Source organism: Parviterribacter kavangonensis (genome assembly GCF_056863335.1).
The window spans coordinates 461,514-477,526 of the sequence record NZ_JBXPJA010000002.1 but is presented as its reverse complement, the minus strand read 5'-3'; the positions used below and the strand labels follow the sequence as shown (position 1 = coordinate 477,526).

The window sequence follows — 16,013 nt, the reverse complement described above, 5'->3', positions numbered from 1 at the left end:
GCGCGAACCGGTGCTACTGCACGAATCCGGCTTCCTTGAGGTACTCCGCGGCCACGTCCTCGGGCTTCTCCTTGTCGATCGTGACCCGCGAGTTGAGCTCCTGCATGACCTCCTCGGTCAGCGGCTCCTGGATCTTCGTGATGACGTCCTGACCGCTCTGGCCCAGCTTCTCGGCTGCGTCGTTGCGCGTCAGGAGCGTCACGAAGTACGGCGGGAACAGGCCCTGGTCGTCCTCGTACGTCGCGTACTTGCCGGTTGACAGCGGGCCGTCGGTGCTGAAGCCCATCGTGAAGTCGGCGTCCTTGCCGTCCAGGTCGGCGTACTGCCCCTGGCTCGACACGAACTTCGGCGCCCAGTCGTACTTCGCCTTGAGGCCGAGGTAGCAGTCCGTGCGCTGACGGCACTCGGGGAAGCCGCTCAGCTTCACGCTGTTGCCGGCCTTCGCGACGAGGTCGGTCAGCGTCTTGGGGTTGCCGTACTTCTCGGCCGTCGCCTTCGTCGAGGTCACCTTGTAGGTGTTCTCGAACGGCGTCTGCGGCATCGGCGTGATGTCGTCCTTCGCCGCGTCCTGCGTCAGCTGGTCGAACGCCTGCTGGCGGTCACGCGGGACGTCGTCGGTCTTGACCTTGTAGAACGACGTCAGCGCCGTGCCCGTGTACTCCGGGTACGCGTCGACGGTCCCGTTCTTCAGCGCCTTGTACGCGACCTGCTCGGCGCCGAGGTCGAGCTGCTTCTTGACCGTGAAGCCCGCCGCCTTCAGCGCCTGCGCGTAGATCTCGCCGAGGATGTACTGCTCCGGGAAGTTCTTCGAGCCGATGGTGATCGTCTTGCCGCCGTTGGCCGAGTCCTTCTGGATGAGCTTGTCGCTGCCGCCGCTCGTGTCGGCGGACTGCGTGTCGGCGCCCGATCCCTGGCCGGAGCCCGAGGAGCCGGAGTCGTCGTCGTCGCCGCACGCCGCGGCCGTCATCGCGAGCGCGAGGACGGCGAGCAGCGCCAGCAGGACGCGGATGGGGGTCTTCATGGGGTGCTACGTCCTCCTGGGGACGGGGATGGAGAAGCGCTTGCGCGCACTGGTGCCGCGGGCCTGGCCGCGCTGCAGTCCTACGGGGGTCACGGCGCGCTGGACCAGGCCGAGACCGAAGTCCACCGCGAGCGTGATGACCGCGACGACGATCGCGGCGCCGAGCTGGCCGCCGGAGCCGTACGTCTGCGGCTCGAGGATCGGGTTGCCGAGCGACTTGACGTTCGCCAGCGGCGCGATCGTCGCGGTGGCGACGACGGCGACGGCCGAGGTCCGGATGCCGCCGAACATGGTCGCGATCGACATCGGCAGCTCGATCTTCCGCACGATCTGGCCCTCGGACAGGCCGACGCCGCGCGCCGCGTCGACGCTCTCGCGGTCGACCTGGCGGACGCCGACGTACGTGTTCGTCAGGATCGGCGGGATCGCGAGCAGCGTCAGGACAGCCACCACGTTCGTGAAGCCGATCCCGAGGAACGCCACGAAGAACGCGAGCAGCGCGAGCGACGGCACGGCGCGGCCGACGTTCGACACCGAGACCGCGAGGAACTCGCCGCGGCCGCGGTGGCCGAGCCACAGCCCAACCGGCACCGCCAGCGCGGTGGCGATGACGATCGCGACGAGGCTGACCAGCAGGTGGCTGCCGGCGAGATCCCAGATCTCCCCCGGGCCGCCGATGCAGACGCCGCCGGAGATCGACTCGCGCTCGTGGATGATCCAGTCGAACGCGTCGCGGAACCCGGAGTAGTCCGGGGCGGGCGGGCAGCCGATGCCGCTGTCCTGCATCACGCGCGCACCGTCCGCCGCCACGGCAGGGCGAGCCGCTGGATCGTGAGGATGAGCAGGTCGGCGGCCGCCGCCAGCAGGATCGTCAGCGCACCCGCGACGACGACGTTCGACTTGAAGAGGATCCCGCCGGTGCCCGCCTTGGCGGAGTAGATCTGCTCGCCGAGCCCGCCGCCGCCCGCGAAGAACGCGAGCGTCGCGAGCCCGACGGTCGTGGTGAACGCGATCCGCACGCCGGCGAGGATCTCGGGCGCCGCGAGCGGCAGCTCGACGCGCCGCAGGATCTGGTTGTCAGTCAGGCCCATGCCGCGCGCCGCGTCGACCGACTCGACCGGCACGTTGCGCAGCCCGGTCGTGATGTTGCGGAACAGGATGAGCAGCGTGTAGGCGACGAGCGCGACGATCGCCGTCAGGTTGCCGCGGCCGGTGATCGGCAGCAGGAGCAGGAACGCGGCGACGCTCGGCACGGTGTAGAGCGCGCCGGTCACGCCGATGATCGGCCCGGTCAGCCAGCGGCGCCGGTGGGCGAGGATCGCGAGCCCGAACGCGATCGCGAACCCGATCGACACCGAGACGACGGTGAGGAAGACGTGCTCGCCCAGCGGCGACCAGTACTTGTGGAGGTTGTCGGCGATCCAGCTCGGGCAGAAGCCGTCGTTCGCCACGCAGCTGTCGTCCTGCGTGCGGTCGCGGATCTGGACCTGGGCGAGGACCGCGAGGCTCATCCGGCGAGCACGTCCCCCGCGGACGGCACCTCGGACGCCGGCACCTGGAGCGCGTGGGCGATGAGGTCCAGGGAGAGCAGACCGACGACCTTGCCGTGGCGGTCGACCACCGGCCCGTAGCGGGTCTCCTCGCTGAGCAGCCGGCCGAGCGCATCGCGCAGGACGTCGTCGATGTCGATGAGCGGCTCGGCGGGCGAGCGCAGCTCGGCGCGCACGCGCTCGCCGGTCAGGCCGCGCTCGCTCAGCCAGCCCACGGGCTTGCCGGCGTCGTCGACCAGCAGCGGGATGTCGAGGTCGGCGTCGGCGACGCGCGCCCGCACCTCGCCGACCGGCTCCCCGGCGCGCACGAGCGCCGCCTTCCACAGGTCGACGTCGCCGACGCGCTGCAGCGCGAGCCGCTTGAGCGCGCGATCCGCGCCGACGAAGTCCTCGACGAACTGGTTGGCGGGCTGCATGAGCAGCTCGGCCGGCGGCGCGTACTGGGCGAGGTGCCCGCCGGTCCTCATGACCGCGAGCCGGTCGCCCATCTTGATCGCCTCGTCGATGTCGTGGGTGACGAAGACGATCGTCTTGCGGATCTCGCGCTGGAGGCGCAGGAACTCGTTCTGCAGCCGGTCGCGCGTGATCGGGTCGATGGCGCCGAACGGCTCGTCCATGAGCAGCACCGGCGGGTCGGCCGCGAGGGCGCGCGCGACGCCGACGCGCTGGCGCTGTCCGCCGGAGAGCTCCCCCGGGTAGCGCCGGCGCACCTCGCGGTCGAGCGACACGAGCTCGAGCAGCTCGTCGACGCGCGCGGCGATCCGGTCCCTGCCCCAGCCGAGCAGCTTGGGGACGGTCGCGATGTTCTCCTCGACGGTCTGGTGCGGGAAGAGGCCGATCTGCTGGATCGCGTAGCCGATGTGGCGCCGCAGCTCCGCCGGCTTGCGGTCCTTGACGCTCTTGCCGTCGAGCAGGATGTCGCCGCTCGTGATGTCGATGAGGCGGTTGACCATCCGCATGGCGGTGGTCTTGCCGCATCCCGATGGGCCGACGAGCACACAGATCTCGCCGGCGGGGATCTCGAGATCGAGATCCTGCACCGCGGGGGCGGGAGCGCCTTCGTAGTGCTTGGTGACGCGGCGGAACTCGATGCTGGCCGCGGGGTGGGGTGTCTCCGGCAAGCGGCCGTCTCCGGTCGTTCAGGGAACGAACACGGCCCCGTGGTGTCGGGCCCGCGGGCTAGACCCTACACAGCGAGAGCGGCCGAGGCTGAGGCTGGGCGCCGGCCCACCACCTCGTCGCGGGCGTCGCGAAGACGGCGTGCAGCCTCGCTCAGGACGTCGGGCGGCGCCACGAAGCAGAGCCGGACGTGGTCCAGGAAGAGGTCCTCCGGCGCGCTGGCCGCGCCACTCGAGATCGCCACGCCGCGCTTCATCGCCGCGGCCGCGAGGTCCTCGGAGGACTCGCGCGGCAGCCGCACCCACATCGAGTACCCGCCCTTCACCGGCTCGACCTGCCACTCGGGCAGCTCCTCGGCCAGCGCGGCGGCGAAGTGCGCGTGGTGCTCGCGGGCCATCGCGCGGCGGGCGGCGACGAGCTCGTCCCAGCGGTCGCAGGCGGCGGCGCACGCAGCCTGGTCGAGCATCCCGATGCCGAGGTCGTGGGCGGCCTTCAGGCGCCCGAGGCGCAGCACGAGGCCGGGCGTCGCGCGGATCCAGCCCACGCGCAGGCCGCCCCACAGGACCTTCGAGAACGACCCGATGTTCACGACGCGCTCGGCGTCGACGGACGCGATGTGGGCGGGCTGGTGACCGTCGAAGACGAGATCGGCGGTCGTGAGGTCCTCGACGACGAGCACCTCGTGCTCGCGGCACAGCGCGAGCACCTCGCGGCGCCGCGACTCCGACATCACCGACCCGGTCGGGTTGTGGCACGTCGGCACGAGGAACACGAGCGCGGGCGGGCCGGCCTCGAACGCGCGCCGCAGCTCGTCGATCCGCGGGCCCGCGCTGTCGCGACGGACGCCGACCATCACGGCGCCGAGCCGCGAGAAGACCTCCAGGGCGCCGGGGTACGTCGGCGCCTCGACGACGACGCGGTCGCCGCGTCGGACGAGCGCGGCGGACAGCAGGTGCAGCGCGCCCTGGGCGCCCGCGGTGATGAGCAGGTCGTCGCGCTCGGACGGGATGCCCTCGCGCGTGAGCCGTGCGGCGATCCGCTCGCGCAGCGCCGGCAGGCCCAGCGTCATGTAGCCGTGGGCGGGGGCGCCCGCGTGCACCGTGTCGGTGATGTCGGCGCCGAGGCCGAGCACGTGCTCGTCGGCGTACGGCCCGCCGAACTGCAGGTCGATCGGGACGTCCGGCCCGCTCACCGTGCGGTTGAACATCGGCGCGCGGACGTGGCGGACGCCGCTCGTGCGCGGCTGGCCCGCGATCGTCGTGCCGCTGCCGCGGCGGCGGACGACGACGCCGGCGTCGACCAACTCGGCGTAGGCGGCGACGGCGGTGCCGCGACTGACGTCGAGCGCGCCCGCCAGGAGCCGCTCGGACGGCAGGCGCGTGCCGGGATCGAGCGCACCCTGCTCGACCGCGTCGCGGATCGCGTCCGCGAGGCGCCGGTAGAGGGGTCCACTGCGGTGCGTCCACGCACCGAGCTCGCCGGCCAGCGTCTCCGCCGTCACCGCGTCCATCCTGCGCCCTCCCCCGCGAAGATCTCCGGCGCCGGCATCAATTGGCTCATGAATTGGCTCTGGACGCGGGAAGTGGCACAGGCGGATGATGCCACTTGCATCAGCCACCCGCAAGCCGAAGGAGCCAATCGCCATGACCACCACCTCCACCGCCTCGCTCGTCATCCGCCTCGCCGGCACGGCCGACACGCAGACGCTCGCCCGGCTCGCGATCGTCGACTCGAGCCACGTCCCCGCCGGGCCGGCGCTGCTCGCCTACCGCGGCGAGGAGCTGCAGGCCGCGATCGGCATCGAGGACGGACACGTCATCGCCGACCCGTTCCGGCCGACCGCCGACCTCGTCCGCCTCCTGCGCGAGCGCGCCGCGCAGCTCGGAACCCCGGCCCGCGTTCGTCCCCGTTACGCGGCCGCGCGGGCCTTGTTCGAGGGGCTGATCCCCCGGCCCAGGAGCTCGGCCACCACGCGGTAGCACCGCGCGTTGACCGCCATGCCGACGTGACTGCCGCCGACTTCGACGTGCTCGGCAGCCGGGTCCAGGCAGGCGTGCCAGTCGACGATCCCGTCCGTCTTCGAGTACGCGGAGACGTACGGGATCGTCGCGGGCCACGGGGCGCCGTAGAGCGCCCGAAGATCCGCGCAGCAGTCGCCGCTCAGGCAGCTCTGCGTGAACAGCCCGGGGACGCCGAGCGTTCCGAGCAGCCCGACCGCCGTCACCTGCGCGCGCACGAACGGGTGGACGGCGAGCTCGTCGGTCAGCGGCGAGCCGAGGCAGACGACGCTGTCGACGAGCGCGGGGCGGCGCAGCGCGATGAGGCGCGCCATGCTGCCGCCGCGGCTCTGCCCGACGATCGCCACCGGGCGGCCGTGCCGGCGCGCGAGCTGCTCGAGCTCGTCCTCCAGTCGCTCGACCGCGGCGGTGGCGCAGTCGACGTTGATGCGCATCCGCGCCCGCGCCGGGCGGTAGCCGAGCCGCTTGAGCCACGCGGCCATCGTCCCGAGCGACGCGTCGCCCGCCAGGAAGCCGGGGATGAGCAGCACCGGCTTGCCGTCCCCGTGCGGGACGCCCACGCCGCGCAGCACGGGATCGCGCCGCAGCGCCGCGTGCTCCAGGGCGATCCGGCCCTCGAGGAAGATCGGCAGGCGCAGAAGTTCCAGCTGACCCACGGTGAGCGGGACGTTACCGCTGCAAAAGGACGCCGAACCGCCAGATCACCGCCGGGCGCGCGTTGGCGCTGTCATGACGACCCGGGTTCTCGTCCCCTTCGCCGTGCTCACGGCGCTGCTCATCACCGCTCCGGCGCAGGCGGCCGGCATCGAGCTCTCCGTCCTCTCCACGCGCGCGGACCTCGTGTCCGGCGGCGACGCGCTCGTCCGCGTGACGCTGCCGCGCGGGGCGAAGGCGTCGAAGCTGCGCGTCACCGACGACGGCCGCGACGTGTCGGCGGCCTTCGCGAAGCGGCCCGACGGGCATGTCGAAGGCCTCGTCACCGGGCTGGCCGACGGGCGCAACGTGCTCGTCGCGCGGGCGCCGGGCGCGCGCGGCGCGAAGCTGAAGGTCGTCAGCCGTCCACAGGGCGGCCCCGTCCTCGCCGGCCCGCAGATCCAGCCGTGGACGTGCTTCGAGGGCGCGCTCGACGCGCAGTGCAACCGGCCGGTGAAGTACGAGTTCCTCTACAAGTCGACGTCGGGCGGCGGGCTGCGGGCCTACGACCCGGAGAACCCGCCGTCGGACGTCGCGACGACCACGACGGACAACGGCGCGACGGTCCCGTTCATCGTCCGCCAGGAGACCGGCGCGCTCGATCGCGACGAGTACCGCATCGCGGTCCTCTACGACCCGTCGAAGCCGTGGGCGCCGTGGGCGCCGTGGGCGCCGCAGCCGGGCTTCAACCACAAGCTCGTGCTCTTCCACGGCGCGTCGTGCGACACCGCCTACGAGCAGGCGAGCGCGCCCGACGTGCTCAACGAGACGGCGCTCGGCAAGGGCTTCGTCACCGCGTCGCACGCGCTCGACAACGCGGGCCACAACTGCAACATCGCAACGCAGGCCGAGTCGCTGATCATGACCAAGGAGCGCGTCGTCGAGCAGTACGGGACGCTGCGCTACACGATCGGCAGCGGGTGCTCGGGCGGCTCGCTCGTCCAGCAGCAGGTGGCCAACGCGTACCCCGGCGTCTACCAGGGAATCACCCCGGCGTGCTCGTTCACCGACGCTTGGTCGTCGGCGATGCAGTACGTCGACTACCAGCTGCTGCGCCGCTACTTCGAGGACCCGTCGCGCTGGGGCGCCGGCATCGGCTGGGACCCGGCGGCGATCTCGGCGGTCGAGGGGCACCCGAACCCGGCGAACGCGGTCACGTTCACGACGGCGATCCCGTCGAGCGGCGACCCGAGCCGCTCGTGCCCCGGCGTGCCCGACGACCAGGTCTTCGACGAGCAGACGAACCCGAAGGGCGTGCGCTGCTCGTTCCAGGACTACATGGTCAACGTCTTCGGCCGCCGCGCGCAGGACGGCTACGCAGGCCGGCCGGCCGACAACGTCGGCGTCCAGTACGGCCTGAAGGCGCTCGCCGCCGGCAAGATCACCGCCGCGCAGTTCGTCGACCTCAACGAGAAGCTCGGCGGCTGGGACATCAACTACAACGAGACGAAGGAGCGCGTCGCCGCCGACCGGCCCGCGCTGGAGCGCGTCTACCGGTCGGGCGCCGTCGACCAGGCGGACAACCTCGACCGGGTGGCGATCATCGACCTGCGCGGCCCCGATCCCGGCGCGTTCCACGACGTCTACCGCACGTACACGATGCGCGCTCGGCTCGAGCGCGAGCACGGCACCGCGGCCAACCAGCTGCTGTGGCGCGGGCAGGTGCCGCTGCTCGGCGACGTCAACTACACCGACCAGGCGATCCTCGCGGTGGACCGCTGGCTGACCGCCGTCGAGGCCGACAAGCGCGCGGTCCCGCTGGCGCGCAAGATCCTCGAGGACAAGCCGGCCGACCTCACCGACCGCTGCACCGATGGCGCGGGCCACGACGTGCCCGCCTCGGTCTGCGACGCGACGGTCCAGGCCTACTCGGATCCGCGGCTCGAGGCCGGCATGCCCAAGGCCGGCGACACGATCAAGTGCGACGTCAAGCCGCTGCGGCGCGAGGACTACCCCGCGACGTTCACCGACGAGCAGTGGGCGGCGCTGCTGAAGACGTTCCCCGAGGGCGTCTGCGACTGGACCAAGCCCGGCGTCGACCGCGTCAAGACGACGACGTGGCAGAGCTACCAGGACGAGAACGGCGCGGTCGTGTACGGCGGCCGGCCGCTCGGCGCGGCGCCGCGGTCGACGCTCCTGCCCGCGCCGAAGAAGGCGAAGGCGAAGAAGCGGCGCGCGAAGCGCTGCGTCAGCGGGAAGGCACCCAGCCGGAAGGGAACGCGCCGGGCGGGATGTCGCCCGCGTAGTCGCTGAACCAGCGCCGCGCGATCCGCTCGCCCGCTCGTCCCTCGATGAGCGGGCGCAGGTCGCCGATCGTCAGCAGGACGCGGACCGTCGCGCCGATCTGCAGGTCGGCGGCGGTCGGCTGCTCGCCGCCGATGATCCCGTCTTCGGCGAGCGCGTCGATGCGGTCGAGCTTTTCGGGCAGGCCCGCGAGGTCGGCGGCGAGGCGCTCGGCGCTGATCCCGTGGTACTTCCACGAGGCGCGCGCGAAGCGGATCGCGAAGTCGGTGCCCGCCGGGTCGAGCGGACCGGCGCCGCCGAACGTCCCGAGCATCTCCGGCCGGAAGTGCAGCGCGCCCCACGGCAGCCGGCGCCCGAGATCCTGCAGGTCGCCGTCGGCCCACAGCTCGGCCTCGCGGACCTGCTCCGCGATGGGCTCGGGGTAGAGCGGCGGGTCGGGCTGGAGCTCCTCGAGCCGCGCGAGGATCGCCGTCGATCCGTGCACGCGCTCGTCGTCGATCATGAGACCCGGCACGGTCCGGCAGCCCTCGCCGTACAGCCGCTCCATCTCGGCGTTGTGCTCGCCCGGCACGAGGTTCACCAGCTCGAACTCGAGGCCTTTGAGGCGCAGCGCGGCCTCCGCGGTCTTCGACGGGTGCGACGGCGGGAGGGCGTGCAGCGTGAGCGAGGGCATCGGGCCGGACCCTAGACGCCGGTTCGCCGCCATGTGCCGTCCGTCGACGCCGCGGCGGCGAGTTGCGGATGTGCTGGGGGTGTGGTGGTGTCTCGCACGATGCGACGGCCGGTCATCGCGCTCGTCCTCGGCGCCGTGCTCCTCGCCGGCGCCGCCCCGGCGGGCGCGCGCACGAGCGTCCGGCACGTCGGCGGCTTCACCGCCGCTCTCGCGGGTGACGCGGTCCTCACCGGCCGGTGGAACCGCGACCACTCGGTCTCGATCCGGCGCGTCGATCCCGACGGCTCGTCGACGCGGCTGGCGCGGATCCCGAAGGCGACGCCGGACAGCAACAGCGTCGTCCTGACCGTCGCCGCGTCGGCGACCACGTGGGCGGCGGCGGTGAAGTGGCTCGAGGTGGAGGACGGCGAGGGCGGCGGCACGTACGAGCGCGGCGAGCTCGTCGTTCGCGGCCCGCTCGCCGGCGGCCCGCGCACGACGCTCATGCGCTGCAAGAACCCCGGCGAGACCGACGACGAGCTCGGCCTGGCAGTCGCCGGCGACGACGTGGCGTGGTCCGACGCGGCGTGCCCCGGAGGCACCGGCGTGCGGCTCGTCCGCGCGGGCTCCACGGCGTCCGAGCTCGTCGGCGGCGGTTCTCACGTCGCTCTGACTGCCGCGAAGCTCGCGTTCCACAGCGGCAACGACGAGGTGGTCGTCGTCGACCGGGTCACCGGCGCGCGCACGACGATCGCGACTCCGGCGGCGTCGGGGTTCGCGTTGACGGACGACGGCGTCGTCGCGGCGATCGTCAACGACGGCACCGCGTGCTCGTCGAGCTGCCCGATGTCCGCGTTCCCCATCGTTGCTGGGATGCTCCGGCGCGACCGGCGCCTCGCCGCCGCGCCGACGAGCGTGCCGCTTGCCGGCTCGGCTCCGATGGTCGCGGGCGGCGGCCGCGTCCTGTTCGAGCGCAAGCGCGGCAACGGACTCGTCGCGGTCGACTTGGCGACCGGCGCGCGTTCGTTCGCCGGCGCCCTCGGCTTCTACCCCGAGGACACCGTCCCGCTCGCCGTAGGTGCGACGACCGCGACGTACCTCGCGCCCGGCTGCGACGACGTCCTCCAGGTGCGCACCGAGACGACGCGACCGTCCAGCCCCGAGCGCCTCCGCGCGAACCCCTGCCCGGTCCGTGTGTTGACCCGCCGTGCGACGGTCGACCTCCGAACCCGCACCGTCCCCCTCCGCATCCGCTGCCCGGGGAGCTGCGCGACCGACCTCGAGCTCACCTACCGCGGCGCCTTCATCGGCGGCGCGCCGGTGCGCCTCGCGGCCGGCGAGACCCGAACGATCCCCGTCGACCTCTTCACCACCCGAGCCCTCCGCCGCCGGGGCTCGATCGTCGTCCGCTTCAACGAGACCGAACCCCGTCCTCTCGCACCGAAGGACCTCGCCGGTTCGGCGCGCCTCGTCATCGGCTGAGGCCACTCGCCCAACGCCCCTCACAGACCGATCAGGGTCGCGACACCCGAAGTGCCAGGCACCGGAGTTCCCGGTACCGCAGTGCCTGGTACCGAGGTGCCAGACACCTTGGTGCCAGGTACGCCGGTGACAGGCACCGGGGTGACAGGCACCGAGGGGCGCAGACGTCGCGGGTCTTCGCCGCCCGGTCGGCGTGTTGGCGAGTCGGCGGTGGCCGGGAGGGTGGGTCGGGCCGTCTCCTCGGCGACCCCGGACGCGGGGTGCGGTCGGAGAAGGCCCGGACCGCCCGAGCGGCTAAGGGGTGGTGGCGGGGCTTCGGGGGTCGACGAGGATCTTCGCGTGGCGCTCGGGGTCGGCGAGGGCGCTGAACGCCGCTTCGACTCCTTCGAGGCCGACCTCGCCGGTGATGAGCGCGCGGGGGTCGACCTTGCCCTCGGCGAGCATGTGGAGCGTGTCGCGGAACTCGAGCGGCGTGTAGCCGATGACGAACCGCAGGTCGAGCTCCTTATTGATCGCCATCGCCGGCTTGAAGCGGTCCTCGCCGACGCAGACGCCGACCACGACGACGCGCGAGAACAGCGGCGCGCCCGCGACGATGCTCTCGATGACGCCGGGCACGCCGACGCACTCGAAGATCACGGGGAACTTCGGGCCCGCGCCGAGCCGCTCGCCCAGACGCCACACGTGCCACCACCCGATCGGGAGCCGGCCGAGCTTCTCGCGCGTCGAGATCGCCAGCTCGAACGCGGCGGGCGCGTCGTCGAGGTGGCCGCGGCCGGGCACCGCGGTGAACGGGTCGCCCTCGGCCGGGTCGATCACGACGTCCGCGCCGCACGCCGAAGCCAGCGCGCGCCGCCCGGCGGAGTAGTCGCTCGCGACGACGGTCCGCACGCCGCTCGCCTTGAGCATGAGGATCACGCCGAGGCCGACCGGCCCGCACCCGACGACGACCGCGATCTGCTTGCGGCCGGCCTCGCCACGCCGCACGGCGTGCCACGCGACGGCCATCGGCTCGGTCAACGCCGCGACGTCGGCGGGCAGCCCGTTCGGGACCGGCAGCATCAGCGACTCCTCGACGAGCAGCTGCTCGGCGTACCCGCCCGGCGCGACGGCCGACAGCCCGATCGGGTCGACCCCCTTCGGTCCCCGGATCAGCGGCAGCGCCACGACCGGCGTGCCGGTCGGCAGCTCGCGCTTCGTGCCCGGCCCGTACTCCGCGACGGTGCCGGAGTACTCGTGGCCGAACACGACCGGCTCGGACGAGCGCCCGAACCGGTCGTAGCCGAGCGAGTCCGCCAGCGACGCCCACTCGTCGATCCCGTGCCGCGCGTGCAGGTCCGACCCGCAGATCCCGCACCGCTCCACGACCACGCGCACGTGGCCCTTCTGCGGCTCGGGATCCGGCCGGTCGACGACGGACAGCTCGGCGTGGTGGCAGACGACGGCCTTCATGGCGCCGATGCTCCCACACCTCCATCACCACCGGCCGCTCAGCGTCGCGTCAAGACGAGCCGAGCGGTCCGGCGGGTTCCCGTGCTCTTCCCGCGCTTGAGCGTCGCGCGGACGGCGACGGCGAGTCGCCCACGCCGCGCCGTGCGCAGCATCCGCCGGCCGGCCCGCGTGAGCCGCGTCACGGCGCGCGCCTTGCCGCTGGCGCCGACGACGACCCTCGCGCGGGCGACTCGCACCGCGCGCGCGGCGGCCGCCTTGCGTCCCGTCGCACCGGCGACGAAGTCGAGCGTCGCGCGGGTGCCCGGCGTCGCCGCGAACGGGAACGCGAAGCGGCCCGCCGTGCCGACCGGCGCGGTGCGGGCCAGCGCGAGCATCCCGCTCGCGGACGCCGGCCGGCCCAGCCCGACCACGACGTTGCGGTCGGTGCGGGCACCACGCGCCGAGCGGGCCGACTGGTAGTCGTCGTACGAGATCTCGCGCGCGATCGACGCGAGCTGCAGCGGCCCGGCGTCGGCGCTGTCGGTCCGCGGCTCGCCGGCGTGGTCGAGCATCGTGAGGACGAGCGTCAGCTCCCCGCCGCGGTTGACGAGCTCGATCATCCGCGACTGCTGCGGCCAGTCGATGTGCGCGGCGGTCGAGACCTCGTAGAACGCGTTCTTCCCGGTCGAGTCCTCGCAGCCGTGCCGGAGCACGTAGTTCGCGTGCTCGTGCCCGACGACGTGCGCGAGCACGCTCTCGTGCCGGCACCAGAGGTCCTCGAGCGTCGACTCGGGCGCCGAGTCCGGCCGCACCGGCTGGCCGCCGAGGCGGTCCTGGCGCTCGCCGTAGTGGATCGGCTGCTCGGTCGGATCGGTCGACGGGAACCGCGTCGTGCGCAGCGTGTGGTGCGAGAAGACGAGCACCCGCTCCCCCGCCGCGTCGGCGGCGTCGAGCTGCGCCTCGGCCCACTTGTACTGCGGATCGTCGACCGAGCCTTCGGAGCACACGGGCGTGCCGCACTCGTCGGTGATCGTGTCGAGCACCACGAACCGGAAGCCCGGCTTCGGGTGGAAGGTGTAGTAGCCGTCGTGGTTGGCCACCGCCTCGGGTGGCCGCCCCTCGCCGCTCTGCGCACCCGCGCTGAAGGGCGCGAAGCCGTGGCCCACGGGCAGCCCCGTCGTGCGGCTGTGCTGCTGGATCCACCCGCCGGTGGAGCACGGGGTCGCGGCGCCGTTCGGCTCGTCCTTGGCGACGTAGCAGCGGCGCGGGTCGGGCGGGACGATCGTGGACGACATCGCGCCGAGGAACGCTCCCGGATCGGCGATGAAGTCCTCGGGCGAGACCCCGACGGGCGAGTTGCTCGGCTTCACGCACCCGCGCGCGAGCCCGTCGAACGCCGGGTTCACCGTCTCCGGCGCCGTGCCAAGCGGCCCCGCGTACGCCTCGGGCGAGTTGCCCTGCACCAGCGCGTCGTGGTTGCCGAACGCCGAGTACCACGGCATGCCGAGCCCGACCGCCTCGAACGGCTGCTGCGCAGCCTCGAGCAGGCCGGGGAAGTCCCGCACGACCACGTCGGCGCCGGGCACCTCGCTCGCGTTGCGGGCGCGGTCGGGCGAGTAGCCGTCGCCGTCGTCCTTCACACCGGAGGAGCCGTCGGGCTCGTAGTAGCCCTGGTCCGGACCGGGACGGCCGCCGCCGCGCACGCCGTCGTAGACCGACCCGTTGTCGCGGTAGCCCGCGACCGCCGCCGCGCCACACGACGCGACCTGATCGGGGAAGCCCGAGTCCGGGACGATCTTGCGGTCCGTGCCCGGATGCATCTCCGGATCGGGATCGTCGCCGCCGGTCGTCCCGTCGAGCACGTCGATGAACCAGCGGGTCTCGTTGTACTGCTGCGAGTCCGCGTTGTCGCCGGTGAGGATCGTCAGGTCCAGCTTCGCGCCCGTGACCGGCGACGTGGTGTTGCGCGCCTGGCGGACCATGGCCTCGGTGACCTGCGTGGTCAGGCTCTCCTGCGGGCGATAGGCGGCGCTGAACGGGTTGAGGCCGGGCGCGCGCTGCGTGCCGTCGAGGAACTCGACGCGCGCCGGTGACTCCTCGTCGACGGTCTGGAAGTCCGAGAGCTGCAGGAAGTTCAGCAGCGACGCGCTCGACGACAGGCGGAGCGGGCTGCGGTCGTCCTTCGCGCACGCGGCCGGCTCGTCCGCCGGCGGCTGCGATCCGAGGTCGACGTGCTGCTCGCCCGGCGCGCGCTCCAGCAGGTCGTCGCCGTCGCAGTCCTGCACCGTGGCGGTCGCCGTCGTGACCGGTGCCGCGCCGGCCGGCGGCCCCCCCGCCGCGATCGATCCGAGAACGACGCCGACCATGAAGAGGAGCCTGACCCGTGGCATGGGCCGGATGTTGAAGCGATGTGAAGGCGGGCGCGCCGGTTCACGCCACGACGACACGCGCGATCGTGGTGAGCGACTGGTAGTAGACGTCGCGGTCGAACCCGGGCGCCGGGAAGAGGAACGCCTGCGAGGAGGAGGGAACGTCGACCCGCGCCTTGTCGGCGCCCGTGTCGAGATCCAGGACGACGAGCCGATCGTGGCCCGTCCGCAGCGACGCGCGCCGCGCGGCCGCCGATGTCGCGAGCCGCCGCATGCCGGGCTCCAGGACCCGCCGCACGAGCGGGCGGCGCAGCAGAGCGACGTCCGTCCAGTCCTGCGCGACGAGCTCGCGCGTATCCGGGTACACGATGAGATGCCCCGCGTGGGCGAAGCCCTCGCGGCGCCACAGCGGCTCGAGCTCGTCGCCCCGCATGCGCCACGCGCGCAGCACCGCGTTGCCGGCGTCATAGGCCAGGACGACGCCACCAGAGGGATCGAATCCCGGCGGGTTGGACTCGGTGCCGAACGGCAGGCCGCTGATCTCGGTCGACCGCGTCGCGCCGTCGTCGAGGCGCGCCCACCACAGCCGCACCGCCCCGGCGTCCGACCCGCTGCCGCGCATCGTCCGGTCGACGGCGTTGCGCCCGTTGTCCATCCACAGGACGTGCTCGTTCGTCAGCACCGGATCCCACCCGAACCCGCGCCCCGGCGCGGGCCCGTACCGCGGCCGCCACGCGTCGTCGACGACGAGCCGGGAGGCGTCTCTGTCGAGCCGCAGCCGGAACACCGTCTCGGTGCCGACGGCGATGACCGTGGCGCCGTCGGACGACAGCCGCGCGATCGACGGCTCGGGCAGGCGCAGCGGCGGGCACACGGGCTCGAGCGCCTCGGGCTCGAGCACCGAGACCGTCGACCGGACGCGCCCGGCGGGTGCGTCGCAGTCCTTCATCACGAGCTCGCCGCTGTCGAGGACGACGAACGAGTTGTGCGGCCGCTCGCCCGGCAGCTGCCGCGCGGCGACGACGTCGAGCGCCGGCGTCAGGCGATGCGCCCACGCGCCGTAGACGACGTGCAGGTCGCCGTTGGCGTGCGCCGCGATCCCGCCCGGCCAGTAGGGGCCGCCGGGCAGCCGCGGCGTCGACGCGACGGGAGCGAGCGTCTCCGGGTCGAGCCGCTCGACCCACGCCTGGACCGGCTCGGCCTGCGGGCCGCCGCGCAGCGGCGGGTGGCGCAGCGCGTACAGCTCGCCGGGCTCGCGCCGGGCCAGCACGTCGGTCGCGTACGCGTCGCGCACCGACGCGACCTCGAGCCGCTCGCCCGGCCGCAGGCCGAGGCCCGGCGTCCCCGGGACGCCCCAGCGCCGCGGACCGCCGTCCTCGGCGGTCCACGGCTGCGGCCAGTACGCGCCCGGCTCGCTCACGGCCGGATGATCGC

Annotated in this window: 13 protein-coding genes; 3 read left to right on the top strand and 10 right to left on the bottom strand. The window is 73.3% G+C overall.

The window, feature by feature from the left end; genetic code table 11:
- Positions 1-13: 13 nt before the first annotated feature.
- The 5 genes from AC1UE4_RS18110 to AC1UE4_RS18090 form a co-directional block, all read right to left on the bottom strand.
- Positions 14-1,021 carry an ABC transporter substrate-binding protein gene (locus tag AC1UE4_RS18110; RefSeq protein ID WP_482918706.1) on the bottom strand — a complete coding sequence of 336 codons (1,008 nt, stop codon included), beginning with the start codon at positions 1,019-1,021 and terminating at the stop codon, positions 14-16.
- A gap of 6 nt (positions 1,022-1,027) precedes the next feature.
- Complete coding sequence (locus tag AC1UE4_RS18105) at positions 1,028-1,831, bottom strand: ABC transporter permease (RefSeq protein ID WP_482918705.1); 804 nt, start codon at positions 1,829-1,831, stop codon at positions 1,028-1,030.
- Complete coding sequence (locus AC1UE4_RS18100; RefSeq protein WP_482918704.1) at positions 1,807-2,532, bottom strand: ABC transporter permease; 726 nt, start codon at positions 2,530-2,532, stop codon at positions 1,807-1,809. Before AC1UE4_RS18100 ends, AC1UE4_RS18105 begins: the two co-directional genes overlap by 25 nt.
- Entirely contained in the window at positions 2,529-3,692 is a 1,164-nt protein-coding gene (locus tag AC1UE4_RS18095) for an ATP-binding cassette domain-containing protein (protein WP_482918703.1), read from the bottom strand. The genes AC1UE4_RS18100 and AC1UE4_RS18095 overlap by 4 nt, the downstream gene beginning before the upstream one ends.
- Before the next feature lie 65 nt (positions 3,693-3,757).
- Positions 3,758-5,200: an aminotransferase-like domain-containing protein gene (locus tag AC1UE4_RS18090; RefSeq protein WP_482918702.1), complete on the bottom strand. Its 1,443-nt coding sequence runs from the start codon at positions 5,198-5,200 to the stop codon at positions 3,758-3,760.
- 133 nt (positions 5,201-5,333) lie between these two features.
- Here AC1UE4_RS18090 and AC1UE4_RS18085 point away from each other — a divergent pair, with 133 nt between their 5' ends.
- The gene (locus tag AC1UE4_RS18085; RefSeq protein ID WP_482918701.1) at positions 5,334-5,669 is read left to right on the top strand and encodes a hypothetical protein; all 336 of its coding nucleotides are present in this window, start codon (positions 5,334-5,336) and stop codon (positions 5,667-5,669) included.
- Here AC1UE4_RS18085 and AC1UE4_RS18080 read toward each other — a convergent pair.
- Positions 5,600-6,364 carry an esterase/lipase family protein gene (locus tag AC1UE4_RS18080; protein WP_482918700.1) on the bottom strand — a complete coding sequence of 255 codons (765 nt, stop codon included), beginning with the start codon at positions 6,362-6,364 and terminating at the stop codon, positions 5,600-5,602. The two genes, AC1UE4_RS18085 and AC1UE4_RS18080, sit on opposite strands and share 70 nt — an antisense overlap.
- A 73-nt stretch (positions 6,365-6,437) precedes the next feature.
- Here AC1UE4_RS18080 and AC1UE4_RS18075 point away from each other — a divergent pair, with 73 nt between their 5' ends.
- Positions 6,438-8,654 (top strand): DUF6351 family protein, encoded by a 2,217-nt coding sequence (locus AC1UE4_RS18075; protein WP_482918699.1) that lies wholly within the window; start codon positions 6,438-6,440, stop codon positions 8,652-8,654.
- On the opposite strand, the gene AC1UE4_RS18070 is transcribed toward AC1UE4_RS18075, so the two are convergent.
- Positions 8,590-9,318: a glutathione S-transferase family protein gene (locus tag AC1UE4_RS18070; protein ID WP_482918698.1), complete on the bottom strand. Its 729-nt coding sequence runs from the start codon at positions 9,316-9,318 to the stop codon at positions 8,590-8,592. The genes AC1UE4_RS18075 and AC1UE4_RS18070 overlap by 65 nt on opposite strands.
- Positions 9,319-9,417: 99 nt before the next feature.
- On the opposite strand from AC1UE4_RS18070, the gene AC1UE4_RS18065 reads away from it, so the two are divergent.
- Entirely contained in the window at positions 9,418-10,779 is a 1,362-nt protein-coding gene (locus AC1UE4_RS18065; RefSeq protein ID WP_482918697.1) for a hypothetical protein, read from the top strand.
- Between the two features lie 294 nt (positions 10,780-11,073).
- Here AC1UE4_RS18065 and AC1UE4_RS18060 read toward each other — a convergent pair whose 3' ends face one another.
- From AC1UE4_RS18060 to AC1UE4_RS18050, 3 genes are read right to left on the bottom strand one after another with little or no spacing between them, the layout of a single operon-like run.
- Positions 11,074-12,231, bottom strand: a complete 1,158-nt coding sequence (locus AC1UE4_RS18060) for a zinc-binding dehydrogenase (protein ID WP_482918696.1) — start codon at positions 12,229-12,231, stop codon at positions 11,074-11,076.
- A gap of 38 nt (positions 12,232-12,269) precedes the next feature.
- Complete coding sequence (locus AC1UE4_RS18055) at positions 12,270-14,600, bottom strand: metallophosphoesterase family protein (protein ID WP_482918695.1); 2,331 nt, start codon at positions 14,598-14,600, stop codon at positions 12,270-12,272.
- A 40-nt stretch (positions 14,601-14,640) separates the two neighbouring features.
- Positions 14,641-15,999, bottom strand: a complete 1,359-nt coding sequence (locus AC1UE4_RS18050) for a hypothetical protein (RefSeq protein ID WP_482918694.1) — start codon at positions 15,997-15,999, stop codon at positions 14,641-14,643.
- Between the last annotated feature and the right edge of the window lie 14 nt (positions 16,000-16,013).

What these genes read in the sequence shown, in the direction of transcription:
- AC1UE4_RS18110 (WP_482918706.1), bottom strand. Translation starts at nt 1,021, where the DNA reads ATGAAGACCCCCATCCGCGTCCTGCTGGCGCTGCTCGCCGTCCTCGCG.
- AC1UE4_RS18100 (WP_482918704.1), bottom strand. Translation starts at nt 2,532, where the DNA reads ATGAGCCTCGCGGTCCTCGCCCAGGTCCAGATCCGCGACCGCACGCAG.
- AC1UE4_RS18090 (WP_482918702.1), bottom strand. Translation starts at nt 5,200, where the DNA reads ATGGACGCGGTGACGGCGGAGACGCTGGCCGGCGAGCTCGGTGCGTGG.
- AC1UE4_RS18085 (WP_482918701.1), top strand. Translation starts at nt 5,334, where the DNA reads ATGACCACCACCTCCACCGCCTCGCTCGTCATCCGCCTCGCCGGCACG.
- AC1UE4_RS18075 (WP_482918699.1), top strand. Translation starts at nt 6,438, where the DNA reads ATGACGACCCGGGTTCTCGTCCCCTTCGCCGTGCTCACGGCGCTGCTC.
- AC1UE4_RS18070 (WP_482918698.1), bottom strand. Translation starts at nt 9,318, where the DNA reads ATGCCCTCGCTCACGCTGCACGCCCTCCCGCCGTCGCACCCGTCGAAG.
- AC1UE4_RS18065 (WP_482918697.1), top strand. Translation starts at nt 9,418, where the DNA reads ATGCGACGGCCGGTCATCGCGCTCGTCCTCGGCGCCGTGCTCCTCGCC.
- AC1UE4_RS18060 (WP_482918696.1), bottom strand. Translation starts at nt 12,231, where the DNA reads ATGAAGGCCGTCGTCTGCCACCACGCCGAGCTGTCCGTCGTCGACCGG.
- AC1UE4_RS18055 (WP_482918695.1), bottom strand. Translation starts at nt 14,600, where the DNA reads ATGCCACGGGTCAGGCTCCTCTTCATGGTCGGCGTCGTTCTCGGATCG.